The following is a 24,314-nucleotide window of genomic DNA, read 5'->3' on the forward strand; positions in this document are numbered from 1 at the left end:
AACCAAGCTTTGTGTGCAGCGTTTTAGGTGAAACCACGCGGTCGAAACGGGCCCCGTCTTTGGCGGTTGACGAGCGCAACCGGATGGCTTCATCTAAATTCCACGGATTCACAACTTCGAAGACATGACAATGCGCAAGCTCACCCTCTTTTTCGCCCTTGCCACGACGGCAATCGGCTTGGCTGCCTGCCAGACGATGACGCCAGAGGAACGGCGCGCCGCCGACGAACGGCAGTGCATGAGCTACGGCTTCAAGCGCGGCACGGACGGCTTTGCCGCATGCCTACAGCGGATCGACCTCGATCGCCGCGCGCAGGCCCGCTACAATAGCGACATGGTGATGATGGATATGTCCTACGGTATCGGCGGCCCTTATTATGGCGGGCCGTACTACTATCGCCATCATCACTGATTGTTGCGCAACACAGCCTGCGCGGCCGCCAGCCTCGCGATCGGTACGCGGAACGGCGAGCACGACACATAGTCGAGCCCAATCTCTTCGCAGAAGTGGATCGATGCCGGATCGCCGCCATGTTCGCCGCAGATGCCGAGCTTCATATCGTTGCGCGTGCGCCTGCCACGCTCGGCCGCGATGCGGATCAATTCGCCGACCCCGTCGAAATCCAGCGAGATGAAGGGGTCGTGCTCGATAATGCCCTTGCGCTGATAGGTCGGGATGAATGACGAGGCATCGTCACGTGAGATGCCAAACGTCGTCTGCGTCAGATCGTTCGTTCCGAAGGAGAAGAACTCGGCCGCTTCGGCGATGACGTGGGCGCGCAAAGCCGCGCGCGGCAGCTCGATCATCGTACCAACCAGGTAGTCGATACGCATGCCCGCTTCCGTCATGACATCCCGGGCAATCGCATCGATGCGATCCTTGACGTAGTCGAGCTCGGAGCGAAGGCCGACAAGCGGCACCATGATTTCGGGGACCACGGCCGCGCCCGTCTCGTGGGCGGCAGCGACAGCAGCTTCGAAGATCGCGCGCGCCTGCATCTCGACGATCTCCGGATAGGAGATGGCAAGACGGCAGCCTCGATGACCCAGCATGGGATTGAATTCGTGCAGGGCATCGACACGCTGGCGTAACGCCGCAGGCTCCATGCCCATGGCCGCGGCGACATCGGCGATTTCCTCATCGGTATTCGGCAGGAACTCGTGCAACGGCGGATCGAGCAAGCGGATCGTGACCGGCAATCCGTGCATGACGTTGAAGAGACCGGTGAAATCGAGCCGCTGGATCGGCAACAGTTGGTCCAGCGCGGCGCGGCGCCCCTTCTCGTCCTCGGCCAGGATCATTTCGCGCATGACATGGATGCGCTCGCCTTCGAAGAACATATGCTCGGTGCGGCAGAGGCCAATGCCTTCGGCGCCGAACGAGCGGGCAGCGCGTGCATCCGCCGGCGTATCGGCATTCGTGCGCACGGTCATCCGGCGCGCCCCATCGGCCCACCGCATGATGCGCCCGAAATCACCGGAAAGCTCCGGCTGCACCATCTGCACTTCGCCCTTGAGAACCTGCCCGGCCGAGCCGTCGATGGTGATGACATCGCCTTTCTTGAGCGTCACGCCGACGCCGATCACGCGCTCGTTGCGGGCATCGATACGCATTGTGCCGGCGCCGACGACACAAGGGATCCCCATGCCGCGAGCGACCACGGCCGCGTGACTGGTCATACCGCCACGGGTGGTGAGGATGCCTTCGGCGGCATGCATGCCATGAATATCCTCGGGGCTTGTCTCGACCCTGAGCAGGATGACCTTGCGGCCTTCCTCCGATGCAGCCACCGCTTCCTCTGCCGTGAACACGATTTCGCCTGTCGCCGCACCCGGCGAGGCCGGCAAACCCGTGCCGATCACTTCGCGCGCCACCCGCGGATCGATCGTCGGATGCAGCAACTGGTCGAGCGACGAGGGCTCGATGCGCAGAACGGCTTCAGCCTCGCTGATCACCTTCTCATCCACCATGTCGACGGCGATCTTCATCGCGGCGCGGGTCGAGCGCTTGCCGGCGCGCGTCTGCAGCATCCAGAGCTTTCCGCGCTCGATGGTGAACTCGATATCCTGCATGTCGCGGTAATGGGATTCCAGCTGGCCGCAGATGCGCGACAATTCTTTGAACGCCTCCGGCATCAGCTTTTCCATCGACGGCCGGTCGGAACCAGAGCTGATGCGCCCGTCTTCGGTGATGCTCTGTGGCGTGCGGATACCGGCAACGACATCCTCGCCCTGCGCGTTCACAAGGAATTCGCCATAGAGTGTCTTTTCGCCGGTCGACGGGTTGCGGGTAAAAGCGACACCGGTCGCGGACGCGTTGCCGAGATTGCCGAAAACCATCGCCTGGATGTTGACCGCCGTTCCCCACATCTCGGGGATATTGTGCAGGTGACGATAGGTTACAGCCCGCGCGCTCATCCAGCTGGAAAAGACGGCGCCAACGGCGCCCCAAAGCTGGATCTCCGGATCCTGGGGAAATTCTTCGCCCAATTCCTCTTCTATGATGCCCTTGTAGAGCGCGACGACGTGCTGCCACTCGGCGGCGCTCAATTCCGTATCGAATTCATGGCCGAGACGGGCTTTCTCATCTTCGAGGATTTCCTCAAAGACATCGTTGTCCAGCCCCATGACGACATCGGCATACATCTGGATGAAGCGGCGATAGCTGTCCCAGGCAAAGCGCGCATCGCCAGCATCGTGGCCAAGCGCCTGAACCGTATCGTCGTTCAGGCCGAGGTTCAAAACGGTATCCATCATTCCGGGCATCGATACCCGCGCGCCGGAACGGACCGACAGCAGCAAGGGCTTCTGGCCGGCGCCGAAGCGCCGCCCTGTTATGGCTTCGATGCCCGCAATGCCAACGCGGACCTGCTCCTTGAGCGCTTCGGCAATCCGCCGCCCGTCCTTGTAATAGGCAGCGCAGGCGTCGGCGATGATGGTCAGGCCAGGGGGAACAGGCAGGCCAAGGCTGCACATCTCGGCAAGGTTCGCCCCCTTACCTCCGAGTCGCTCGCGATCGACGGCACGCCCCTCCGCCTTACCGTCGCCGAATGTGTAGACCCACTTGGTCATCTTCCCCCCGAACACCAAATCAGAAAACAACTTAATCCGTTGGTGCTCAAATGAAAATCGACAAATACGGCCGAAATGTTGCAGCGCACAAAATTGGCTCAAATGTGCGTCGATTTGTCGGAGAGAGCGAGAGAACAATAAAGCTTTGCGGGACTGCAACAAAGTCCCGCAAAGCCTTATTTCCGTCCAGCCAGGAAAACCGGACGGGGGGTTCCTAGATGTGCCAGCGGGGCGCGGAGAGCCGCATTTCCCGTGCTGCACATTCATACCGCGATACGTGCTGGCTTGTGAGCCGGTATCTTGGTCGGTGCATGCAGTAATCTCTAATACAAGATTGGTAGGAAGACATCACACTATTGGGTGAGAATGCCTGCTGCATCTGACTTTTTTTGGGGTTTTCTCCCGAAAGGCTCAGGCGATCTCGCGCAGCTGCTCCGCGGTCTGCAGATCGACCGATACGAGCTGGGATACGCCCTGCTCCGCCATCGTCACGCCGAACAGCCTGTTCATGCGCGCCATAGTGATGGGATTGTGCGTGATGATGACGAAGCGCGTCTCGGTCGAGGCCGCCATTTCGTCCATCAGGTTGCAATAGCGCTCGACGTTGTGGTCGTCGAGCGGGGCGTCCACTTCGTCGAGAACGCAGATCGGCGCCGGATTGGTGAGAAACACCGCAAAAATCAGCGCCATGGCCGTCAGCGCCTGCTCGCCGCCCGAAAGCAGCGTCATCGTCTGCGGCTTCTTGCCGGGCGGGCGGGCCAGGATTTCCAGGCCTGCCTCCAGCGGATCATCGGATTCGATCAGCTGTAGCTCGGCCGTACCGCCGCCGAAAAGATGGGTGAAAAGGCGCTGGAACTGGCCGTTCACCACATCGAATGCGGCGATCAGACGCTCACGCCCTTCGCGATTGAGGCTCTGGATGGCGCCGCGCAGCTTGCGGATTGCGTCGATCACATCGTCACGTTCCTTGATCAGCGCCTCGAGCTTTTCGCTGAGTTCCTTCTGCTCTTCCTCGGCGCGCAGGTTGACGGCGCCGAGACGCTCGCGCTCCATCTTCAGGCGCTCCAGCTCGCGCTCCACCTCGCGCGGGTCGGGAACCGCCTGCATGGCCTCCAGACCGGCCAGGCGCAGGGCCTCGTGCGGCGCGACGTTCAACGCCTCGCGAATGCGCGCTTCGCCTTCCTGCCGCTTTTCGCGCGCGGAGACGAGACGCTCTTCGGCGCGGCCGCGGCGCTCGCGGCTTTCGGCGAGTTCCGACAGCGCGGTCGCCGCCCTATGATCGGCATCACGCTGCACGAGTTCGGCTTCGGCAAGCACATCCGCTGCGCGGCGGCGGGCGTCGTCGGCCTTCTGCAGTTCGTTGAGAAGCGCGCGGCGCTTGTCGTCGAACTCATCGGGCGCCATTTCCAGCTCGGCTGCTTCTTCCCGTGTCTCTTCCTCTCGATCGCGAAGCGTCGAGATATGGTCTTCGGCACTGGCTGCGCGCTGGCGCCAGGTGTCGCGCTCCTGGGCGATGGCAAGGAGGCGGCGCTGGCGCGCTTCGTTTTCGCGGTTCAGACTTTCGTGGCGAGCGCGCGCTTCGGCAAGGGCGCCACGATCGGTCGCGACTTCGGCCTGCTGCAAGCGCAGTCGGTCGTCGATACCGGTCAGGTCGGGCGCATCTTCCAGCTCGATGCGGGCGTTTTCCTCCTGAACGGAGATATCCTCCAGCTGGGACTGCAGCTGGCTTACGGCCTCGGCGACAACATCACGCCGACGGATCAGGTCACCCGAGGCGCGTTCGGCGGCGGCGAGCGCCTCGCGCGCTTCCGCAAGCTGTCGCGCCGACAGGCGGCTGACGTCGCGCGCATCGGCCAGGCGACGCTCCTCGCCACGGATCGCCTCGGCGGCGGCGGCAAGCTGCTCCTCTGCTTCGACGAGCACATCGCGGGCAAGCGCTGCTTCGCTTTCCAGCTCGGCCAGACGGTTCTTCTGCGCAAGCCGCAAGGCGGCGGCATTCGGCGCATCCGCGCCGGTGACGTGACCGTCCCAGCGATAGACAGCACCCTCTTTCGTCACCAACCGCTGGCCGGGCTTGAGGGCAGGCATCAGCTTCGGGCCATCCGCATCGGCAATCAGGCCGATCTGCTTCAAGCGGCGGGTCAGGGCCGCAGGGGCGCGAACGTGGTTGAGGAGCGGCGTAGCCCCGTCCGGCAATACAGGATCAGCCGAGCCATCGCCGTTCCCAGACCAATGCGCAGGCGCCTTCGGATCGAGCGGCGATTCCAGATCATCGCCCAGCGCGGCGCCGAGCGCCGTTTCAAAGCCACGATCCACCCGCAGATCTTCGGCAACCGGCGCGAACTCGCCTGCAGCGGCTCCCGCCGCCAGCATCCGCGAAATCGTGCGGGCTTCGGTCTCGACGGCGTTCAATTTAGACCGCGCCTGATCGACCGGCGGGCGCGACAGTAATTCCGTCTGGCGGGCCGACGCGAGCGCCTGTTCAACCGCCTGGATACCGGCTTCCGCCTCAGCAAGGGCGCCCTCGCCGGCCTCGACGATCGCGCGCTTTTCATCCGGATCCGGCAGGGTAGCGATCTTTTCCGCGACAGCGGACAGCTCCCGGCCCGCTTCATCCATCTGGCGCTCGAGACGCATCTTGCGGTCCGCGAGGTCTCGGATGGCGCGTTCGAGCTGGTTGCGCCCGGCGGCAGCTTCTGCGCGCTCCGCGGTCAGCGCCGTGAAGACGCGCTCGCTGTCGGCAAGCTTGATCGCTGCCTCTTCGAAAGCCTCGCGCGTTTCTTCGGCATAGCGGCCAGAGTCAGCCAGAATCTCGGTGATTTCGGCCTCTTCGGCGTCGAGCTTCGCCAGGATCGCCGCATTGTCGGCCACGAGCCGTTCCTCGCGGCGGATGTCCTCGCCAAGCTGGGCAAGCCGGCGCGTCAGCTCATCGCGGCGGCGCAGGATGCGGTTCGCGTCTTCTTCCAGCTGCGTCTTGGCGATCTGCAGGCGCTGCAACGCCGCCGCGGCCCGTGCCTCGTCCTCGCGCAATTCCGGAAGCTTGAGGCTGGCGATCCCTTGTGTCTTTGCCGCTTCCATCTGGATCTGCGCCTTTTCGGCAACGATCGAGGTGGCTTGGTTGAGCGCGCTGTCGGCCTCGGCCTCGGCCTCCTTGGCCTGTACCCAGCGGATATGCAGGAGCATCGCTTCGCGCGCGCGAATATCGGCGGACAGCGTCTTGAAACGGTTGGCCTGACGCGCCTGGCGCTTCAGGCTTTCGATCTGGCTTTCGAGCTGCGAGGTCACGTCATCGAGGCGCTCGAGGTTGGTCTCGGCGGCGCGGAGCCGCAACTCAGCCTCATGGCGGCGCGAATGCAGGCCGGAGATGCCGGCTGCCTCTTCGAGCAGCTGGCGGCGGGCCTGCGGTTTGGCGGAGATCAGCTCGCCGATGCGGCCCTGCCCCACCATGGACGGCGAGCGGGCACCGGTGGATGCATCGGCAAACAGCAGCTGCACATCCTTGGCGCGGCTTTCCTTGCCGTTGATGCGATAGATCGAGCCCTGCTCGCGCTCGATGCGGCGGGTGACCTGGATCTCGTCGCTATCGTTGAAGGCGGCCGGCGCGGTACGCTCGGCATTGTCGAGATAGAGGGCGACTTCGGCCGTGTTGCGGGCCGGGCGATTACCGGACCCCGAGAAGATGACGTCGTCCATGCCGGACGCGCGCATGTTCTTGTAAGAGTTTTCGCCCATGACCCAGCGGAGCGCTTCGACAAGGTTCGACTTGCCACAGCCGTTCGGGCCGACGACGCCGGTCAGTCCGCGCTCGATGATGAATTCGGTGGGCTCGACGAAGGACTTGAAGCCGACGACGCGAAGCTTGTTGAACTTCATGCGGTCGCCTCATGGAGGGCGCAACAAAAAACGGGCGCACGGCTTCCGCCGTCGCCCGTCCATTGGAAACGGCTCAGCTCAGAGCAGGCTGTCGATAAGGGCCGACATGGTGTCAACCGTCATGTCTCCAGAGTAGCGCTTCCCGTTGATGAGGAAGGTCGGCGTGGCGTTGACGCCGAATTCCTTGGAACCCCGTTCCCGCGTCGCGTTCACTTCATCCAGCAGCTTCTGGTTCGTCAAGCACTTCGTGAAGCTATCCTCAGTAAATCCAGCGAGTTTCGACATCTGGAGGAGTGCGCCACGGCCATCGTCGGCGGCAGCCCAGGTCTGCTGCTGCTTGAACAGCATGGCGACCATTGGAAAATACTGCTCGGCGGTGCTCAGATCTTCCGGCTTCGACGGGTTGCAGCGCGCAAGCATGAAAGCAGCGGCGGCGCGCGGGTCGAAAGGGAATTCGCGAATGATGAAGCGCACCTTGCCGGTGTCGACGTACTTCTTCTTGATTTCGTCGAAGGTCGTCGTGTGGAAATGCGCGCAGTGCGGGCAGGTCATCGACATGTATTCGACGATGGTCACCTTGGCGTCTTCTTTGCCCAGCGCCATTTCCGGCAGACCGCCCGGCTTCAGCACGGCAGCCATATCAACGTCGCCATCGGGCTGCGGCACTTCGGCAGCAGCATGCGCGGTGCTGAACACCGCCAGGCTCGCCGTCGCGGCAGCCACGCCGCCCAGAAGCTGGCGTTTCGTCAGTTGCATTTCGGACATTGGCATCAAGTTCCCCATAGATGAGAGTGGCGGCTGTCAGTGCGATATAACGGCGCGAAGCCGCGAACAAGGCTCGCTTCACCAACTTTCTTCAAAGAATTGTGACCTTGATGGGACGACTGGATTAAATCTCGGACAGAATTGACGAACTGCAATACTTCCCGTGCACTAACGTCCCTTTTTTCCGAGCACTGCTGTGCCGAGACGCTTTACCGCTTCGCGCAGCTTGTCGCCTTCAATCCCCTCCATCATGTCCTCAAGCCGTCTCGCCGCCTCGCCTTTCAGCGGCGGCGGCGGGCGAAAGCGCTTCGTCGCCTGCGAGACCGGTTTCTGGACGATGCGGATCTGATGCACGGCGGAAAAGCCGAAGAAGCTGTTGATGCGCTGGATGAGCTCACCCTGGGCATGAGTGAGGAAAAGCGCGCGGGCGCCTTCGCAGGCGATTGTCAGAACGCCGGGACGAAAGCTGCCGTCGTCACTGCCTCTCGCCCAGGCGATTTTCTCCGGCCGGGTGCAATCTGCGAAATCCTCGCCGGCGATCTCGTCCCATGAGCCAAGCAGCGCGGTGTTGATGCCGGCGCGCTTGGCGAGCACGGGGTCGATCAGGCCGTTGGCCAGTTCGGAGATCTGTTTTTCACCTTTGCGTGGATAACTCATCGAAACCTTCATATGCCGCCGCTGTTTAGCGCCGCTGCCTTGATCGGGCGGCATTGCTTCGCCAAGTATAGGGCACTTCCCCACAGCACGGCAAATGATGACCTCAACGACCCTAGACGCGCCTGCCGCAAAGCCCCTTCTAGACTGGTATGACCGCCACCACCGCGACCTGCCGTGGCGCGTCTCGCCGCCGATGGCGGCGCGCGGCATCAAGGCCGATCCCTATCGCGTGTGGCTATCCGAAGTGATGCTGCAGCAGACGACGGTGCCAGCGGTCAAGCCGTATTTCGCCAACTTCCTGGCGCGCTGGCCGACGGTGCACGACCTTGCCGAAGCGCCGAGCGAAGACGTGATGGCTGCCTGGGCCGGGCTCGGATACTACGCCCGCGCCCGCAACCTGAAGAAATGTGCCGAAGCCGTGGCAAGAGACCATGATGGCATCTTTCCCGACACGGAGGATGGGTTGAAATCGCTTCCTGGAATTGGCGATTATACAGCAGCTGCCGTTGCCGCCATTGCCTTCAATCGCCGCGCCGCCGTCATGGACGGAAACGTCGAGCGCGTCATTTCCCGCCTCTACGCTATCGCGACACCGCTGCCGGCGTCCAAACCGCTGATGAAGCAGAAGGTGGCGCTGTTGACGCCGTCTGATCGCCCGGGTGATTTCGCGCAGGCGATGATGGACCTCGGCGCGACCATCTGTACGCCCAAGCGTCCGGCCTGCGCGCTCTGTCCGTTCAACGGATCATGCGAGGCGCTGCGGCTGCATGATCCGGAGCATTTTCCCGTCAAGGCGGCCAAGAAGGACAAGCCGGTTCGATACGGCGCAGCGTTCGCAGCGGTCACGGCGGACGGCGAGATCCTGTTGCGGCGGCGGATCGAAAGCGGCCTCCTGGGCGGGATGACCGAGATACCGACAACGGGCTGGACCGCGCGACAGGACGGCGAGACTTCGGCGGATGCCGCCCCCTTCCCGGCTGCCTGGGAGGCATGCGGGACGGTCACCCACGTGTTCACCCATTTCGAATTACGGCTTTCAATCTACCGCGTCGCAATCCCTGCACAGATTCAAACGGATAACGGTTGGTGGGAACCGGTTACAAATCTTGAATCGCAAGCGCTGCCGACGGTCATGAAAAAAGCGATCACAACGGCTATTCCCCTCGCGTTCACACTCTCCAAGGAATGATAGATGTCTATTGATCATATCGTTTTCGATATCGGAAAAGTCCTTATTCATTACGATCCGAATATTCCGTTCAGCCGTCTCATTCCAGATGAGGCCGAGCGCAAGTGGTTCTTCGACAATGTCTGCACGCACGACTGGAATGTGGAGCAGGACCGCGGGCGGACCTGGGCGGATGCGGAAGCACTGCTGATCGAGGCACATCCCACCCGCGAGGAGCATATCCGGGCATTCCGCAAGCACTGGCACGAGATGGTGTCGCATTCCTACGACGACAGCGTCGCGATCATGGAAGGTCTGATTGCCGACGGTCAGGACGTGACGATGCTGACCAACTTTGCCTCCGACACATTCCGCGAGGCGCAGGTCCGCTTCCCCTTCCTGACGAAGCCGCGTGGCGTCACCGTGTCTGGCGACGTTGGTCTCATAAAGCCTGACATCGCCATCTATGAAACCCACGCAAACAGCTTCGGGCTCACCCCCGCAGCGACGATCTTCATCGACGACTCCCTGCCCAACGTCGAGGGTGCGAAGGCGGCCGGTTGGGATGCCGTGCTGTTTACGGGCGCCGACCAGCTGCGCGCCGATCTCATCGCCCGCGGCGTGAGGGTTTGAGGATGGCTTTCGATCCAATCAAGGAAGTCACGCTGTTTCACGATGCCATCAACAGGCTCGATTACGCGATGATCGAGGACTACTTCGCGGAAAATGCGACCTACACGTCCAACGGTGTCGGCAGCCTTTCCGGCCGCGACGAGATCATGGTCGCTTTCCGCAAATACTTTGATGACTACCCCGACCAGACGGCATTCAACACGCTGGTCGAGCGCGTGAGCCCCAGCGCCGGGCGCGCCGTCTGGTCGGTCCGCGCCACACACAGCAAGACCGGCAAGCCGCTGGTCCGCGAGGGTGAGGAGACGATCACCTTCAACGAGGACGGCCGTATCGCCAACGTCGAAGTGACGGATTACCAAACCTTTTAGGACCCAACTCCGGCGATGAGAGCCCGCAAATCTCTCATCGCATCAGGAACAATCAGTATTCTCGGCTGTTTTGATAGCAGCGGCGCAAATGACGGCCCGTATCAACAACAGACAAGTCAGCCTGGCTGACGGGAGGTTACGATGGGTAGAGGTATCTTGCTTTGGCTTATAGGCGTTCCGATTCCGCTGATCCTGCTGATCCTGTTTTTCTGGCATTAACAGCGGAAGCGGCGGCGCTACGGCACCGGTGTCCAGACATGAAGCTGACAAAGAGGCGCTCAAGGAGCGTCTCTTTATACTAACGGCCTCTGCAAACCCGCAGCGGTGGCGAAGAGGTAGACGGCAAGCACCGCTGCGATCCAGAGGTCCGAGATCATCGGAATGCTCTCCGTTCGGGAATGCTCTCCGTTCGGCTGCGCTCAGGATTGAGCAGGTGCTTCACGCCGGCCAAGCCGAAAAAGAGGCAGCCCACCAGGGCCGCAGGGGTGATCCATTCCCTGACAAGCATGCTTGCCATCGCAAGGAGGCCGATCGACAGGTTTCCGAATCCGATTTCCTGCACGAGTGGGAAGGCCTTGGTGTCGGTGACGCCGAAGATGGTCGCGGCGGTAAAGGACGGCTTGGTAACCTGCCTGACGCCTGCCAGCAGCAGGCGTAGACCGACAGCCCAGAAGACAAACCATTTGCCGATCAGGAAAACGAGATCGGCGTTCGCCATCGTGGCTTCCGCAACTATCGATACGACCGGTAGAACAAGCATCAAAAGCAGAAGGATTGCGAGATACATGGCGGTCCCCCTCGCCCGGTTTCAAGCAGCAGCTGCTACTTCATGGCAGGGAACGTCGATTTCGCAAGGGCCAAAAATGAAAACGCCCGGGGCTGATCCCGGGCGTTTTCTACCTTCTTCCGCAACTGGAGGTACAAAAACCGGAAGAAGGCAAACTCGATCTGGTTTGAGCTCGGCTCATTCTGCCTTTGCCAGATCACTGCGGATAACGGACCGCAACTCATCGATCGGGCGCAGGGATTGCCCATCATCGAAGTGCCAGAATGTCCATCCGTTGCATGCATCAAGGCCCTGGACCTTTGCCCCAAGGCGATGAATGGAGCCGGCCTCGCCGCCGGAGGCGACCGTGCCGTCGGCACGAACAATCGCGCTGTAACGACGGCGCGCATCGGTCAGCACCTGGCCGGGCTTGATCAGGCCGCTTTCGACCAGCACATTGAAAGCCACACGGACTTCCTGCTTCTTGCCGGTCATAACGGTGAGTTCAGCCTTGCCGAGCGGCTCGACCGCTTCGATACGAGCGGCTGCCGCGTCGATGTAATCCTGCTCGCGCTCGATGCCGACGAAGTGGCGGCCAAGACGCTTGGCGACGGCGCCCGTCGTGCCCGACCCGAAGAACGGATCGAGGATGATGTCGCCGGGCTTCGAGGAGGCCATGATCACGCGGGCAAGCAGCGCTTCCGGCTTCTGCGTCGGATGCACCTTCTTGCCGTCGTCGCCCTTCAGGCGTTCGCCGCCGCTGCAGATCGGGAACAGCCAGTCGGAGCGCATCTGTACGTCGTCGTTTGCCGCCTTCATGGCGTCGTAGTTGAAGGTGTAGCCCTTGGCCTTGGCGTTCGGGCTCGCCCAGATCATCGTCTCATGCGCGTTCTGGAAGCGACGGCCCTTGAAGTTCGGCATCGGATTGGTCTTGCGCCAGACGATGTCGTTGAGGATCCAGAAGTTCAGGTCCTGCAGCGTGGCGCCGACGCGGAAGATGTTGTGATAGGAGCCGATCACCCAGAGCGTGCCTGTCGGCTTCAGGACGCGACGGCAGGCGAGCAGCCAGGCGCGGGTAAAGGCGTCGTATGCTTCGAAGGATGCGAACTGATCCCATTCGTCATCGACGGCGTCGACAAGCGACTGATCGGGACGATGCAGGTTGCCGCCGAGCTGCAGGTTGTACGGCGGATCAGCGAAAATAACGTCTACGGAGTGGTTTGGCAGGGCTTCAAGGGCAGCAACGCAATCGCCCTTGATGATCGTGTCGATCCAGGAACCCGGCTTTGCGGAGGCCTTGAGATCGGCAAGCGGAAATACTGACGCCATCTTGAAACTCGCTCATACACATTACGCTTTTTACTGTCTGTTATGGTTACCCATCTTGGTTACCAAAGCCTGAATTGCTGATCGATTTCGGGAAAAAAATGCTGTTTGTCTATTTGAAATGGCTCGCATCGCCATGAACGACGACCGCAGGGGTTGCCGTTCATGGCGCACTCGTTCAGGAATTCAGCAGGTCGGTGCCGTAGGAATTATCAATCACGCAGAGCCACTTTCCGTCGGCGTCTCGCCTGAAGACGTAGGTCGCGCGGCGCGTCACTGACGACGGCGAACCCCCCTTGCCGCTGGTCTGGAGCACCGTTTCCATGATGACCAGCGCGGTGTCGGCGCCCTCGATGACCTGCATATCGCCCTGCGTGACAACGATGCTGTGATCGAAGTAGTCGGCAATGGCGACGAAGGCGCGGCGGATTTGCTCCTTGCCGGATGCGATCAGGCCCGGCTTGACGACGAGCGTGGCATCCTCGGCATAGAATTCCATGAGTGCGTCGAAATCCTCCGCGCCGATGGCACGGTCGGCCGCCTCGATCAGCGCCTTGAGCGGATGTGATGACATGGGTGTCTCCTTTGTCGGTAGTGATCCCAGGAGACAGACATGAAAAACCCGCCTCCATGGGCGGGTTGCAGTTCGGAAATCCGGACGCGCGCTAACCCACCGTCGATTGGACGGCGATAATAATCAGCGAAGCGAATGCGGACAGGCTTTCCATAGAAGCCGTTATAAATCGCAGGTGCAACTTGTCCACCGGAAAGGCCACCGTCGACGCGCTACACCGGATCATGCACCAGCCGGCTGTCATCGGGCGCCTGCTCTCTCTCCTTCATGCCATAGTCGCGAACGATATGGCCGATCCGCAAGCGATAGTCCGCGAAGATGCCGTTGCGGCCGGCGGACTGGGCGGCGCGGTGGGCCTCCAGATTGCGCCACTCCTTCACGGCGTCCTCGTCGCGCCAGAAGGACAGCGACAACAGCTTGCCGCGGACGGTGAGGCTCTCGAAGCGCTCGATGGAGATGAAGCCATCGATCTTTTCCAGTTCCGCCCGCAGTTCACCGGCGAGATCGAGATAGGTGTGGCGTTCTCCCAGATAGGGCAGAACCTCGAAGATGACCGCGATCATGGCAGCACCAGCTTTGCGTGAGGGAGGGACACGTTCTTCAGGAAGATACGGTCTTCCTTGAGGATGAAACGCTCGCGCCTGGCGAGTTCGTAGTTCTCCCGGCCCAACGGATCGGCGGCGAGCCTTGCGCGGTAGGCCTCGTAGGCAGCGAGGCTTTCGATGTTGTAGACCCCGTAGGCGGTCGTTGCCGAGCCTTCGTGCGGGGCGAAGTAGCCGATCAGATCGGCGCCGTTGCGCGGTATCGCCTCCCCCCAATTGCGCGAATATTCCTCGAAGCGATCCTTCTTGAACGGATCGATCTCATAGCGGATGAAGCAGGTAATCATGGTCGTCTCCTTGTGCTGTGAGACCTTTTTCGCATGTTGCCCGGCAGCGATGCTTCGGTTACGATCGAAGTATGGAGGAAGGGCGAAGTATGAAGGAAGGCCCCGACATTGCGCAGATCGGTGCGCTCATCGGCGATCCCGCTCGCGCGAACATGCTGACCGCGCTGATGGGCGGCAAGGCGCTGACGGCAACGGAACTTGCGGCCGTTGGCGGCATCACCGTGCAGACGGCGAGCACGCATCTGGCGAAACTCGAAGCCGGCCACCTGCTGGCGCAGCGCAAGCAGGGACGACACCGCTATTTCACGCTTGCGGATGAGAGCGTCGGCAAGCTGCTCGAGAGCATCATGGGGTTTGCCGCGGGGCGCGGGCAGTTGCGGCACAGGCCCGGCCCGAAGGAACCGGCGCTTCGCAAGGCTCGGATCTGCTACGATCACCTTGCGGGCGACTATGGTGTGAGGATGCTAGACAGCCTCGTGGCCAGGGGAGCGATCGACGCCGTTGGCGATGGCCTGGCGCTGACCGACGCCGGTGAAAGCACGTTGAAATGCATCGGCATCGATGTGCACGATCTCAAGTCGTCACGGAGGCCGTTGTGCCGCTCCTGCCTCGACTGGAGCGAGCGGCGAGCGCATCTGGCGGGCAGCCTCGGCAAGGCGTTGCTTGCGAACTTCTTCGAGAAGGGATGGGCGCGGCGAACGGCAGGCAGCCGCTCGGTGATCTTTTCGCCGGAGGGAGAGCGACAGTTCCTGTCGCTCTTTCCGGTCGAGGCCTGAACCTCCTTCCCCGGCGCGGACGACGCCGGATCAATGACGCAAAAACGAGGCAGACCTCTTCCCCTGGCCGTCGCCAGACTTGCCGCGCTTACCGGGAATCCACGATCGGCAGCACCCGCTCAGCGGGCAAACCGGACGCGTTCCAGCACACATTGCAAATTCCGATCGATGGGCTGAGTATGAGCGCGTCGGATTCGGCATGAGCAATAGGGGTGTTGATGTTTCCACTGTCCCACATGATGAAGTCGTTCATACGCAAAGGCCGCCTGACCGTCATCGATGCCGACGGAAAACGCCATGTATTCGAAGGGTCGCCGGGGCCGCATGTCACGATGCGCCTGACCGACAAGAAGCTTTACCGGACACTGGTATTCAATGCCGAGCTTGCTGCGGGCGAAGCGTATATGGACGGGACGATGCGCTTCGAGGAGGGCTCGACGCTTCGCGACTTCCTGACGCTCTTTTCGATCAATCGCCTGTCGCTCGGTTCCTACCCGATCCAGAAGGTGCTGCGCGCGATCAAGATGCGCTTCCGCAAGCGCCAGCAATCGAACCGCAAGGGTGAGGCACAGCAGAATGTCGCCCACCACTACGATCTCGGCAACGAGTTCTACAAACTGTTTCTCGATCAGAACATGCTCTACTCCTGCGCCTATTTCAGGGAGCCCGGCGAGACGCTGGAACAGGCACAGCGCAACAAGCTGCGGCTTCTCGCCAGCAAGCTTGGGCTCAAGCCGGGAATGAAGGTCCTGGATATCGGTTGCGGCTGGGGCGACCTTGCCCTCTATCTTGCCGCGATGGAAGATGTGGAGGTTGTCGGCGTGACGCTCTCCAAGGAGCAACAGGCGCTGGCCTCGCAGCGCGCGCAGGAGGCTGGACTTGCCGACCGCGTGCGGTTCGAACTCAAGGACTACCGCGACGTACAAGGGCCGTTCGATCGGATCGTTTCCGTCGGCATGTTCGAACATGTCGGCGTCCAGCATTACGATGAATTCTTCAAGAAGCTGAACGCTCTGATGCCGGATGACGGCCTCGCGGTGCTGCATTCGATCGGACACATGAGCCCGCCAGGGATGGCGAGCGCGTGGCTGCGGAAGTATATTTTCCCCGGCGCCTATTCACCTGCCCTCTCCGAGGTCTTTTCCGTCGTCGAGCAGAACAGCCTCTGGGTTACGGATCTCGAATTCCTGCGTGTTCACTATGCGACGACGCTTGCTCACTGGGGCGAACGTTTCGAGAAGAACCGCGACAAGGTCATCGCGCTCTATGACGAACGCTTCGCGCGCATGTGGGAATTCTATCTGATCAGCGCCGAGATGATGTTCAGAACGGGCAGCCAGTTGGTCTTCCACATGCAGCTGTCACGCGCACGCGACGCAGCCCCTATTGTCCGGGACTACGTCACCGACAAACAGCGCCTCTATCTGGAAGCAGAGAAAAAGCTCAGTTTGCCTGTGTGAGGCCCGGTTACCGCGCGACGATCAAGACATCCTTGAAGCCGTTGTTCGCAACATGTCCGCAGAGTTCGGCCCACTCGCAATCCTCGCAGGCGCGGCGGATCGTGCCGAATGCGAAGTTGCGGCGCAGCCTTGCGAGCGTCGAACCATCTGGCGTCAGCCGCGTGCCCTCGCCGACCGGCATGCCAAGCAAACGACCGACAGCCTCCGCAGCTGCCTCGTCGCGCATGACGACGCTGGCATTGAGGCAATGCGGGGCACCGCCCGATAACAGCGGCGCGCAGATGTCGTCAGGGCCGGCGACGATTTCGATGTCCTCGCCGGCCGAGAGCCGATCCGCGATGCGCCGGTAGTTCTCGGTGAAGGCAGGCGTATAGCCTTCACCGATGAACGTCAGCATGCAGAGCAGGTGGTGGGTCCTTAGCCGAACCGTCACCTCAGCGGCCGGTATAGACGCGGACAGCCTTGAGTGCTGCGGCGGCAAGGGCCGATTTCAGCACGGCGCCGAGAATGAACGGCGCGACACCGAACAACCAGGCCTTCTCCATCCCCAGCAGATAGGCGAGCCACAAGCCGCCGATCGCAAGGCACAGGATATTGGCCGCGAGGTGGGCGCTGAAGCTCAGCACGATCCGGTCGCCGGTCCATCCGCGTGCGGCAAGCCAACCGGCAAGAGCCGCAATGATCGGGAACGAGACGAGATAGCCTGCCGTCGGCCCCATGAAGGGGGCAAGGCCACCGGCGCCGTTGGCAAGAACCGGAAAGCCGACCATCGCCTCGGCCAGCCATGCCAGCACGGTGAGGCCGCCAAGCCTCCAGCCATAGAGCGCGCCGATCATGGTCAGGGCAAAGGTCTGCATGGTGATCGGAACCGGCACCATCGGCACCGAGATCTGCGATGCGAGCGCGAGGATCAGCGTCCCGGCCAGCACGAACGCCGACTTGACGGCAAGCGGACGCGCCGACAGGCGCAGCGGGTCGAAATCCAGACGGGTCGACGGCTCAAACAGGGACATGCAACTCTCCTTCCAAAATTATAGATAATTATCAACTTCCATCTATTTTTATGAGAGAGAATGGCGCCAAACGCAAGCGGGAGCGATTAAGCAAATCGCTCCCGCACCAAAGAAGGCAAACAAAGGCAACACGAACAGGACAACAACCCGTTGTTATATCTCGTAAAACTTCTTTTTGAAAATTATCTATAATTTCGACATCAACCGACGATCGCGAACGCTTCGCGGACTGTCTTGCCCGATTGAGCACTCTGCGGCGCACGCCCAATCCACTGAACGTGTCGCTCGAGAATCGCCGCAGCCTCGTCCGAGCGCCCCTCGCGCAGCGCAAGCAGGATGGCGCGATGGTCGTGATCCGTGCGCTTTTCCCAGCCTGAACGCCAGGCAGAAAACAGAAAGCGGGCACTTGCCGCATGCAGATCATCAATGGAGGCCAGCAGGCGCCTCATGTTGCAGGGCGCCAGGATAAGGCGGTGGAAGCGCCGATTGGCCTCCTCCCAGGCATGGACATCGGCCGCAGCATCGCCTTCGCGCGCGGCATCTTCGGCCGCATCGAGAATGGCCGGCGTCAGATGCGGAGCCGCGTGACGAAGGGCGAGCACCTCAAGCGCGGCTCGCATCTCTGCCACTTCACGGACTTCCTTGAGGTCGAACGACGCTACCCGCACGCCGCGGCGCGGCTCGCTGATCGCCAGCCCCTGGGCTTCCAGCCGGCGAAAGGCTTCGCGGACAGGCACATGGCTGGTGCCGAATTCCTCCGCGATATGATCCTGACGCAGCCGCGCCCCGGCAGCCAGATCCCCGCGGACGATACGGTCGGCGAGAACACGGCTGATGCGGCTGGCGATTGTATCTTCAGGTTCCTTACCCATATCAATCCCTTAGAGGCCCTGAATCGGCTTGTCGAGGCTAGACGGAACGCGCCCTCGAGACAATTGCGGCGGCAAGGAGACAGAGCCGCCCGTGTCGCGCAATCCAGCCATGCCGCTCAATCGGTTGAGGTTCGGCGGCGCATCGTGTAAAGCGGCATCATCCCAAACAAGGCGTGAGTATATGGACGGCTTCGACCTCATCATCTTCGACTGCGACGGCGTTCTGGTCGATTCCGAAATCATTGCTGCGGACGTTGAGTCCACACTTCTGACCCAAGCGGGCTACCCGATCAGCATCGAGGAAATGGGCGAGCGTTTCGCCGGCATGACCTGGCAGAACATTCTACTGCAGGTCGAGCGCGAAGCGAGCATCCCGATTTCCGCATCGCTGCTCGACAAATCCGAGAAGCTTCTCGACATGCGTCTCGAGAAGGAAGTTCAGGCGATCGCGGGCGTCGAAGCGGCGCTGGCCCGACTGGACCTCAAGCGCTGCATCTGCTCCAACTCCAGCAGCGCACGTCTCGACATGATGCTCGGCAAAGTCGGCCTCGGGCGGCTTTTTGCACCGAACATCTTCTCGGCAAAGGATCTCGGCGCGGATCGCGTCAAGCCGAAGCCCGATATCTTCCTGCATGGCGCCAAGCAGATGGGCGTGCCCACCAACCGCGCCGTCGTGGTCGAAGATTCCGTTCACGGCGTTCATGCGGCGCGTGCCGCCGGCATGCGCGTGATCGGCTTTACCGGCGCGTCGCACACCTATCCGGCCCATGCCGACAAGCTGACGGAAGCAGGCGCTGAAACCGTGATCTCGCGCATGATCGATCTCCCCGGCGTCGTTGCAGCGCTCGCCGAATGGGAAGGCGCTCTCTAATCAGAGCTTGAGCGACAGCGCGCCTGGAAGAACCTCGAAGCGCGCCGGGAGCCTGCCCGGCGCTTCGCCGTCGCTGTCGATCAACGCAACCTCGCTGCCGATTTGCCAGGCTTCGACAAGCTTCGCGCGATGAACGCTGACCAGCGGGTTCTTGAGATGAGCGCCGCTGTATATGCTGTTCATCAACGTCACGACCTTCAGGCGCGGCGCGCCGCGCATCACCACGACATCAAAGAAACCATCGGCAACGTCCGCGGCGGGCGCGACGTTCATGCCGCCGCCAAACCAACCGCCATTGGCAACGGCGACCGCCGTAATCGGCCCTTCATAGACATCCTCCCCATCAAGCCGGAGGCGAATGTTGCAGGGTCGATAGCGCAGGATCTGCAGCACGCTATGGCAAAAGAAGATCATTGCAGCGGGAAGGCGTCTGCCCTTGCGCGCGGCATTGACCGCGCGGACGATCTGGCCTGACACGCCGAAGCTGGCGATATTGGCGAAGTGACGCGTGACCGTCTCTCCATTCCCCTCATCGCACGTCAGCAACCCCGCATCGATCAGCCGCACGGTGGCCGACGTCAAACGCTCGGCGATTGCGGCCGGATCTCGGGAGATCGCAAAGTTGCGTGCGAAGTCACAGCCGGTCCCGGTTGCGATGAAGGAGAAGGCAACATCGGGACGGCCGGATTTCAGAACACCACCGGCCACTTCTCCAATCGTTCCATCGCCACCAACCGCCACGACCAAGTCGGTCTCCACAGCCAGTTCGCGCGCGAACCGCTCCGCATCGCCGAGGCCGCGGGTTTCCCGGACGCTTACATCTGCGCCCTGCTTTTCGATTGCACGCCGCAGTGTCGGCCAGAACGATCGTCGTCCATTCCGTCCGGAGGCGGGATTCAAAACCAATCCGATTTTCACGCAGCAATTCCCCCCGGCCCGGCCGAGACCACGGTGACGTCAGTGAGACAAGGAAGATCCTGGCTTATTTCTTCTTCTTGGTGCCCTTCGGCGCGCCCTGGTCGAAACCGATGTTGACGCGCACGAGCGAGCCCGAACCGACCGGCATCTTGACGCCATCCTTGCGGAACAGGACCTGGGTGGCCGCGTCGGCAGAAACCTGCGCCGGGAAATTCGTGACTTCCGAATAGAGCACATCTTCGCCGTCGAGCACGGTGATGCGGATCGGCAGCGTCACAGTGCCCGCCTTGCCGGCCGGGCCAGCAAGAACGCGCAATTGCGCGACGACGGTCATGTTGAGGTTCGTCTCGCTGAGCGTGCACTGGCGCGTGTAGTCGCCGATCGAAGCCTGATAGGCCAGCTTCTGCGCGTCACCCGTCTTCGCACCGCCTGCATAGCTCCGGAACACCGCCTCGGCATCCTTCATGAAGATCTGAGGGCATGCGCCCTGCACGACCGGCGCGGTATTGCCGGTTGCCGTCTTTGCGGTACCGATGGATGGATCGTTCGAAGAGGGGTTTGCAGGCGCCATCGGCATGATCTGCGCATTTCCCCCGGACTGCGTCGATGTCGAGGTCGCGCTGTCCCCGCCGCCGACGCCGAGCGAATTGCAGCTGACCAAAATAGCGGCGACCGATGCAGAAACGATGAGACGCGAGACCTTGCGAAGCACGATTATTCCACCCTTTTCAGAAAGTTTTTTGGGAGGCCCAACGACTTGCGGACGGGGCCTTTCGTGACAGTTTGCGATGGTCTATATCAGCGGCGCAAACAAAAATCGATTGGGTACGCACTGTTTTGATGCACATTTCGGGACCGCAAGCGGCGATGGGCGACATCGCAAGCCGGATGCGCCACGAGACATGGCTTCCCTCACTCCCGGAATTTTCCCGGCCGGCACATCAAGGATGACGACAGTGGACTATATCTCGACCCGCGGTGAAGCCCCTTCGCTCGGTTTCTGCGATGCATTGCTGGCAGGCCTGGCGCGCGACGGCGGGCTCTATGTGCCACGCGAATGGCCGCAGTTCTCCAAGAAGGAGATCCGGGCGCTTCGCGGCAAAAGCTATCAGGATATCGCCTTCACCATCCTGTCGCCCTTTACCAATGGCGAAATTCCTGACGAAACGTTCCGCGCCATGATCGAAGAGGCCTATGGCACCTTCCGCCATCCGGCGATCGCGCCGCTGGTGCAGACCGGCCCGAACAGCTTCGTGATGGAGCTCTTCCACGGCACCACGCTGGCGTTCAAGGACGTGGCGATGCAGCTGCTCGCACGGCTGATGGACTATGCTCTGGAGAAGCGCGGCGAGCGCGCCACGATCGTCGGCGCAACGTCTGGTGACACCGGTGGCGCGGCGATCGACGCCTTCGCCGGCCGCGAGCGCACCGACATCTTCATTCTCTTCCCGCACGGCAAGGTCTCGCCGGTACAGCAGCGCCAGATGACGACATCGACCGCGTCGAATGTCCATGCGCTCGCCGTCGAAGGCAATTTCGACGATTGCCAGAACCTCGTGAAGGCGATGTTCAACGACGTCGCATTCCGCGACAAGGTCAAGCTTTCCGGCGTCAACTCGATCAACTGGGCGCGCATCATGGCCCAGATCGTCTACTACTTCACCACCGCGATCGCGCTCGGCGGCCCGGACCGCAAGATTTCGTTTACCGTACCCACCGGCAACTTCGGCGATATCTTCGCCGGCTACTGCGCCAAGCGCATGGGCCTGCCGATCGACAAGCTGGTGGTCGCCACCAACGAGAACGACATCCTTGCCCGCACGCTGAAGACCGGCCGCTACGAGATGAAGGACGTCAAGGCGACGACCTCGCCGTCGATGGATATCCAGATCTCCTCAAACTTCGAACGCCTGCTGTTTGAAGCCTACGACCGCGATGCCTCCAAGGTTCGTGCTGCCATGGACAGCCTGAAGCAGTCGAATGGCTTCGAGATCGCGCCGGAAGCGCTTGCCTTCATCAAGAAGGGCTTCCGCGCCGGACGCGCCAGCGAAAAGCAGGTGGCGCAGACCATCAAGAAGACCTTGGCCGAGACCGGCTACCTGCTCGATCCGCATTCGGCGATCGGTGTTTTCGTAGCCGAAAAGAACGAAAGGCCGAACGCACCCATGGTGACGCTCGCCACCGCGCATCCGGCGAAATTCCCCGCAGCCGTAAAATCTGCATCCGGTATTGACCCCGCGCTTCCGACGTGGCTTGCTGATTTGATGGACAAGGAGGAGCGCTACCAGATCGTCAAGCCCGAGCTGAAAGCCGTTGAAACCTTCATCGGCACGAAGACCCGGTCCTAAGAGACGGCAGGCGCAGAAAGATAGCCAATGACAGTTGAGTGCACCCGGCTCAAATCCGGGCTGACAGTAGTCACACAGACCATGCAACACCTGGAAAGTGTTGCGCTGGGAGTGTGGATCAAATCAGGTTCGCGCAATGAGACCACAGATGAGCACGGTATTGCCCACCTGCTCGAACACATGGCCTTCAAGGGAACAGCACGCCGCAGCGCGCGCGAAATCGCAGAAGAGATCGAAGACGTCGGCGGCGAAGTAAACGCCGCAACCTCTACCGAGACCACCTCCTACTACGCTCGCGTCCTCAAGGATCACGTTCCGCTCGCCGTCGACATCCTGGCCGACATCCTGACCGAATCCGCATTCGACGAAGAAGAGCTCGAGCGCGAGAAGCAGGTCATCCTGCAGGAGATCAACGCGGCAAACGACACGCCCGACGATGTCGTCTTCGACAAGTTCTCCGAAACCGCATATCGCGACCAGACGCTCGGCCGCGCCATTCTCGGCACGCCGCAGACGGTCGTTTCCTTCACACCGCAGCAAATCCGCGGCTATCTCGGCCGCAACTACACCACCGATCGGATGTTCGTCGTTGCGACGGGCGCGGTCCAGCACGATGAATTCGTTCGCATGGTCGAGGATCGGTTCGCATCTCTGCCGACGACGCCAAGCGCAACGCCGGTGATGGAGCCCGCCAAGTATATCGGCGGCAACATCCGCGAGACGCGCGACCTGATGGATGCACAGATCCTGCTCGGCTTCGAGGGCAAGGCCTACCACGCCCGGGATTTCTACTGTTCGCAGATTCTCGCCAACATCCTGGGCGGCGGCATGTCGTCCCGCCTGTTCCAGGAAGTGCGCGAGATTCGCGGCCTGTGCTACTCGATCTACGCCTTCCATTGGGGCTTCTCGGATACCGGCATCTTCGGGATCCACGCGGCGACCGGTGGCGAAAACCTGCCGGAGCTTGTTCCCGTCATCATCGACGAACTGCACAAGTCGTCGGCCAAGATCGAGAACAAGGAAATCGAACGCGCCCGCGCCCAGATCCGAGCCCAGCTGCTGATGGGCCAGGAAAGCCCCGCGGCGCGCGCCGGCCAGATCGCCCGCCAGATGATGCTCTACGGCCGCCCGATCTCCAATCCGGAGATGATGGAACGGCTGGAAGGCATCACCGTGGACCGGCTCACCGATCTTGCCGGACGCCTGTTTTTCGACACCGTACCGACCCTTTCGGCAATCGGCCCGCTCGAGCATCTGGCTCCGATGGAGGACATCGCCGCCTCCCTGTCGGCTCCCGCCGCGCAAAGCAAACAGGCGAGCCTCTGAACCGACGTAGTTCCTGCCGGGAGTGATCGATGCCAAAATCGGTTTTTCGGTTCCTGTCGCGGCAGCCGGAAGCAGTCGAGCTTGAGAACGAGCACTATGTGCTGCGCCTGCCGCGTTACCAGGACTTCAACCAGTGGCACAAGCTGCGGGCGGCAAGCCGGCAGTTTCTGGAGCCCTGGGAGCCGACCTGGAGACGCGACGAATTGACGGAGGGCGCCTATCGCGCCCGCGTCATTCGCGGCAAACAGGAATATGCCTCCGGGCAGGCGATCCCCCTCTTCCTGTTTCGCAAGGACACGATGACGCTGCTGGGCGGCATTACCATCGGCTATATCAGGCGCGGCGCCGCACAAAGCTGCATGATCGGTTACTGGATGGGCGAGGCTCATGCGGGCCAGGGTCATATGTTCGCCGCACTTCGGCTGGTTATACCCTACATCTTCGCAGCGCTTGAGTTGCACCGCATCGAAGCAGCCTGTATTCCAGACAACGCTCGGAGCATCCGCCTGCTTGAGAAAGCCGGGTTTAAGCGGGAGGGCTATCTGCGCGGATACTTGAAGATCAACGGTCAGTGGCATGACCATGTGATGTTCTCACTTTTGGCCACCGACGCCGATAAGGCAGGATAACCGACAGCCG

Annotated in this window: 24 protein-coding genes; 10 read left to right on the forward strand and 14 right to left on the reverse strand. The window is 61.7% G+C overall.

Features of this window, described 5'->3' with window-relative positions; all coding sequences use genetic code 11:
• Nucleotides 1–130 precede the first annotated feature (130 nt).
• Nucleotides 131–412, forward strand: coding sequence for a hypothetical protein (locus tag QTL94_RS25175; protein WP_065689773.1), 282 nt, complete (start codon nt 131–133; stop codon nt 410–412).
• On the opposite strand, the gene ppdK is transcribed toward QTL94_RS25175, so the two are convergent.
• From ppdK to QTL94_RS25195, 4 genes are all read right to left on the reverse strand, one after another.
• Nucleotides 406–3,072 carry a pyruvate, phosphate dikinase gene (gene ppdK / locus QTL94_RS25180; protein WP_289803411.1) on the reverse strand — a complete coding sequence of 889 codons (2,667 nt, stop codon included), beginning with the start codon at nt 3,070–3,072 and terminating at the stop codon, nt 406–408. The genes QTL94_RS25175 and ppdK overlap by 7 nt on opposite strands.
• A gap of 411 nt (nt 3,073–3,483) precedes the next feature.
• Nucleotides 3,484–6,945 (reverse strand): chromosome segregation SMC family protein, encoded by a 3,462-nt coding sequence (locus tag QTL94_RS25185; RefSeq protein WP_289803412.1) that lies wholly within the window; start codon nt 6,943–6,945, stop codon nt 3,484–3,486.
• A gap of 78 nt (nt 6,946–7,023) precedes the next feature.
• Nucleotides 7,024–7,716, reverse strand: coding sequence for a DsbA family protein (locus QTL94_RS25190; RefSeq protein ID WP_065689771.1), 693 nt, complete (start codon nt 7,714–7,716; stop codon nt 7,024–7,026).
• A gap of 162 nt (nt 7,717–7,878) precedes the next feature.
• The gene (locus tag QTL94_RS25195; RefSeq protein ID WP_289803413.1) at nt 7,879–8,367 is read right to left on the reverse strand and encodes a DUF721 domain-containing protein; all 489 of its coding nucleotides are present in this window, start codon (nt 8,365–8,367) and stop codon (nt 7,879–7,881) included.
• A 97-nt stretch (nt 8,368–8,464) separates the two neighbouring features.
• Here QTL94_RS25195 and mutY point away from each other — a divergent pair, with 97 nt between their 5' ends.
• Genes mutY through QTL94_RS25210 form a run of 3 tightly spaced genes read left to right on the forward strand, consistent with a single transcriptional unit; the run spans nt 8,465 to nt 10,536 of the window.
• Entirely contained in the window at nt 8,465–9,556 is a 1,092-nt protein-coding gene (gene mutY / locus QTL94_RS25200; protein ID WP_289803561.1) for an A/G-specific adenine glycosylase, read from the forward strand.
• A 3-nt stretch (nt 9,557–9,559) separates the two neighbouring features.
• Nucleotides 9,560–10,168 (forward strand): HAD family hydrolase, encoded by a 609-nt coding sequence (locus QTL94_RS25205; RefSeq protein ID WP_289803414.1) that lies wholly within the window; start codon nt 9,560–9,562, stop codon nt 10,166–10,168.
• 2 nt (nt 10,169–10,170) lie between these two features.
• A complete protein-coding gene (locus tag QTL94_RS25210; protein WP_289803415.1) occupies nt 10,171–10,536 on the forward strand; it encodes a nuclear transport factor 2 family protein in 366 nt (121 codons plus the stop codon).
• Nucleotides 10,537–10,909: 373 nt separating this feature from the next.
• On the opposite strand, the gene QTL94_RS25215 is transcribed toward QTL94_RS25210, so the two are convergent.
• The 5 genes from QTL94_RS25215 to QTL94_RS25235 all read right to left on the reverse strand — a co-directional run bounded on the left by QTL94_RS25215 (nt 10,910) and on the right by QTL94_RS25235 (nt 14,091).
• Nucleotides 10,910–11,323 (reverse strand): DUF6790 family protein, encoded by a 414-nt coding sequence (locus tag QTL94_RS25215; protein ID WP_289803416.1) that lies wholly within the window; start codon nt 11,321–11,323, stop codon nt 10,910–10,912.
• Nucleotides 11,324–11,500: 177 nt separating this feature from the next.
• Nucleotides 11,501–12,631, reverse strand: coding sequence for a site-specific DNA-methyltransferase (locus QTL94_RS25220; protein ID WP_113524267.1), 1,131 nt, complete (start codon nt 12,629–12,631; stop codon nt 11,501–11,503).
• Nucleotides 12,632–12,806: 175 nt separating this feature from the next.
• On the reverse strand, nt 12,807–13,202 hold the full coding sequence (locus QTL94_RS25225; RefSeq protein WP_289803417.1) for a YybH family protein: 396 nt from the start codon (nt 13,200–13,202) through the stop codon (nt 12,807–12,809).
• 212 nt (nt 13,203–13,414) lie between these two features.
• On the reverse strand, nt 13,415–13,765 hold the full coding sequence (locus QTL94_RS25230) for an antibiotic biosynthesis monooxygenase family protein (RefSeq protein ID WP_289803418.1): 351 nt from the start codon (nt 13,763–13,765) through the stop codon (nt 13,415–13,417).
• The gene (locus QTL94_RS25235; RefSeq protein WP_113524270.1) at nt 13,762–14,091 is read right to left on the reverse strand and encodes an NIPSNAP family protein; all 330 of its coding nucleotides are present in this window, start codon (nt 14,089–14,091) and stop codon (nt 13,762–13,764) included. The genes QTL94_RS25230 and QTL94_RS25235 overlap by 4 nt, the downstream gene beginning before the upstream one ends.
• 89 nt (nt 14,092–14,180) lie before the next feature.
• Between QTL94_RS25235 and QTL94_RS25240 the strand changes: the two genes are divergently transcribed.
• Complete coding sequence (locus QTL94_RS25240) at nt 14,181–14,867, forward strand: ArsR/SmtB family transcription factor (RefSeq protein ID WP_289803419.1); 687 nt, start codon at nt 14,181–14,183, stop codon at nt 14,865–14,867.
• A 218-nt stretch (nt 14,868–15,085) separates the two neighbouring features.
• The gene (locus QTL94_RS25245; RefSeq protein ID WP_289803420.1) at nt 15,086–16,327 is read left to right on the forward strand and encodes an SAM-dependent methyltransferase; all 1,242 of its coding nucleotides are present in this window, start codon (nt 15,086–15,088) and stop codon (nt 16,325–16,327) included.
• 7 nt (nt 16,328–16,334) lie between these two features.
• On the opposite strand, the gene QTL94_RS25250 is transcribed toward QTL94_RS25245, so the two are convergent.
• The 3 genes from QTL94_RS25250 to QTL94_RS25260 all read right to left on the reverse strand — a co-directional run bounded on the left by QTL94_RS25250 (nt 16,335) and on the right by QTL94_RS25260 (nt 18,212).
• The gene (locus QTL94_RS25250; RefSeq protein WP_289803421.1) at nt 16,335–16,760 is read right to left on the reverse strand and encodes a DUF1284 domain-containing protein; all 426 of its coding nucleotides are present in this window, start codon (nt 16,758–16,760) and stop codon (nt 16,335–16,337) included.
• Nucleotide 16,761: 1 nt separating this feature from the next.
• Entirely contained in the window at nt 16,762–17,340 is a 579-nt protein-coding gene (locus tag QTL94_RS25255; RefSeq protein WP_289803422.1) for a biotin transporter BioY, read from the reverse strand.
• Between the two features lie 200 nt (nt 17,341–17,540).
• A complete protein-coding gene (locus tag QTL94_RS25260) occupies nt 17,541–18,212 on the reverse strand; it encodes a GntR family transcriptional regulator (protein ID WP_289803423.1) in 672 nt (223 codons plus the stop codon).
• Nucleotides 18,213–18,393: 181 nt separating this feature from the next.
• On the opposite strand from QTL94_RS25260, the gene QTL94_RS25265 reads away from it, so the two are divergent.
• The gene (locus tag QTL94_RS25265) at nt 18,394–19,083 is read left to right on the forward strand and encodes an HAD family hydrolase (RefSeq protein ID WP_289803424.1); all 690 of its coding nucleotides are present in this window, start codon (nt 18,394–18,396) and stop codon (nt 19,081–19,083) included.
• Here the strand turns inward: QTL94_RS25265 and QTL94_RS25270 are convergent, their stop codons facing one another.
• A complete protein-coding gene (locus QTL94_RS25270) occupies nt 19,084–20,001 on the reverse strand; it encodes a diacylglycerol/lipid kinase family protein (RefSeq protein ID WP_289803425.1) in 918 nt (305 codons plus the stop codon).
• A 64-nt stretch (nt 20,002–20,065) separates the two neighbouring features.
• Nucleotides 20,066–20,716, reverse strand: coding sequence for a hypothetical protein (locus QTL94_RS25275; RefSeq protein ID WP_289803562.1), 651 nt, complete (start codon nt 20,714–20,716; stop codon nt 20,066–20,068).
• A gap of 232 nt (nt 20,717–20,948) precedes the next feature.
• Between QTL94_RS25275 and thrC the strand changes: the two genes are divergently transcribed.
• Genes thrC through QTL94_RS25290 form a run of 3 tightly spaced genes read left to right on the forward strand, consistent with a single transcriptional unit; the run spans nt 20,949 to nt 24,304 of the window.
• Nucleotides 20,949–22,349, forward strand: a complete 1,401-nt coding sequence (thrC, locus tag QTL94_RS25280) for a threonine synthase (RefSeq protein ID WP_289803563.1) — start codon at nt 20,949–20,951, stop codon at nt 22,347–22,349.
• A gap of 27 nt (nt 22,350–22,376) precedes the next feature.
• On the forward strand, nt 22,377–23,675 hold the full coding sequence (locus QTL94_RS25285) for a M16 family metallopeptidase (RefSeq protein ID WP_289803426.1): 1,299 nt from the start codon (nt 22,377–22,379) through the stop codon (nt 23,673–23,675).
• 29 nt (nt 23,676–23,704) lie between these two features.
• Nucleotides 23,705–24,304, forward strand: a complete 600-nt coding sequence (locus tag QTL94_RS25290) for a GNAT family N-acetyltransferase (protein ID WP_065689750.1) — start codon at nt 23,705–23,707, stop codon at nt 24,302–24,304.
• Nucleotides 24,305–24,314: the final 10 nt, after the last annotated feature.

Source organism: Rhizobium sp. S96 (assembly GCF_030382195.1).
Classification (GTDB): Bacteria; Pseudomonadota; Alphaproteobacteria; order Rhizobiales; family Rhizobiaceae; genus Rhizobium.

Bases quoted from the DNA above. Each gene is read 5' to 3' on its own strand.
- thrC (WP_289803563.1), top strand. From the start codon at position 20,949: ATGACGACAGTGGACTATATCTCGACCCGCGGTGAAGCCCCTTCGCTC.
- QTL94_RS25195 (WP_289803413.1), bottom strand. From the start codon at position 8,367: ATGAGTTATCCACGCAAAGGTGAAAAACAGATCTCCGAACTGGCCAAC.
- QTL94_RS25290 (WP_065689750.1), top strand. From the start codon at position 23,705: ATGCCAAAATCGGTTTTTCGGTTCCTGTCGCGGCAGCCGGAAGCAGTC.
- QTL94_RS25260 (WP_289803423.1), bottom strand. From the start codon at position 18,212: ATGGGTAAGGAACCTGAAGATACAATCGCCAGCCGCATCAGCCGTGTT.
- mutY (WP_289803561.1), top strand. From the start codon at position 8,465: ATGACCTCAACGACCCTAGACGCGCCTGCCGCAAAGCCCCTTCTAGAC.
- QTL94_RS25245 (WP_289803420.1), top strand. From the start codon at position 15,086: ATGTTTCCACTGTCCCACATGATGAAGTCGTTCATACGCAAAGGCCGC.
- QTL94_RS25190 (WP_065689771.1), bottom strand. From the start codon at position 7,716: ATGCCAATGTCCGAAATGCAACTGACGAAACGCCAGCTTCTGGGCGGC.
- QTL94_RS25225 (WP_289803417.1), bottom strand. From the start codon at position 13,202: ATGTCATCACATCCGCTCAAGGCGCTGATCGAGGCGGCCGACCGTGCC.
- QTL94_RS25205 (WP_289803414.1), top strand. From the start codon at position 9,560: ATGTCTATTGATCATATCGTTTTCGATATCGGAAAAGTCCTTATTCAT.
- QTL94_RS25265 (WP_289803424.1), top strand. From the start codon at position 18,394: ATGGACGGCTTCGACCTCATCATCTTCGACTGCGACGGCGTTCTGGTC.
- QTL94_RS25240 (WP_289803419.1), top strand. From the start codon at position 14,181: ATGAAGGAAGGCCCCGACATTGCGCAGATCGGTGCGCTCATCGGCGAT.
- QTL94_RS25220 (WP_113524267.1), bottom strand. From the start codon at position 12,631: ATGGCGTCAGTATTTCCGCTTGCCGATCTCAAGGCCTCCGCAAAGCCG.
- QTL94_RS25230 (WP_289803418.1), bottom strand. From the start codon at position 13,765: ATGATCGCGGTCATCTTCGAGGTTCTGCCCTATCTGGGAGAACGCCAC.
- QTL94_RS25235 (WP_113524270.1), bottom strand. From the start codon at position 14,091: ATGATTACCTGCTTCATCCGCTATGAGATCGATCCGTTCAAGAAGGAT.
- QTL94_RS25285 (WP_289803426.1), top strand. From the start codon at position 22,377: ATGACAGTTGAGTGCACCCGGCTCAAATCCGGGCTGACAGTAGTCACA.
- ppdK (WP_289803411.1), bottom strand. From the start codon at position 3,072: ATGACCAAGTGGGTCTACACATTCGGCGACGGTAAGGCGGAGGGGCGT.
- QTL94_RS25210 (WP_289803415.1), top strand. From the start codon at position 10,171: ATGGCTTTCGATCCAATCAAGGAAGTCACGCTGTTTCACGATGCCATC.
- QTL94_RS25255 (WP_289803422.1), bottom strand. From the start codon at position 17,340: ATGTCCCTGTTTGAGCCGTCGACCCGTCTGGATTTCGACCCGCTGCGC.
- QTL94_RS25175 (WP_065689773.1), top strand. From the start codon at position 131: ATGCGCAAGCTCACCCTCTTTTTCGCCCTTGCCACGACGGCAATCGGC.
- QTL94_RS25185 (WP_289803412.1), bottom strand. From the start codon at position 6,945: ATGAAGTTCAACAAGCTTCGCGTCGTCGGCTTCAAGTCCTTCGTCGAG.
- QTL94_RS25215 (WP_289803416.1), bottom strand. From the start codon at position 11,323: ATGTATCTCGCAATCCTTCTGCTTTTGATGCTTGTTCTACCGGTCGTA.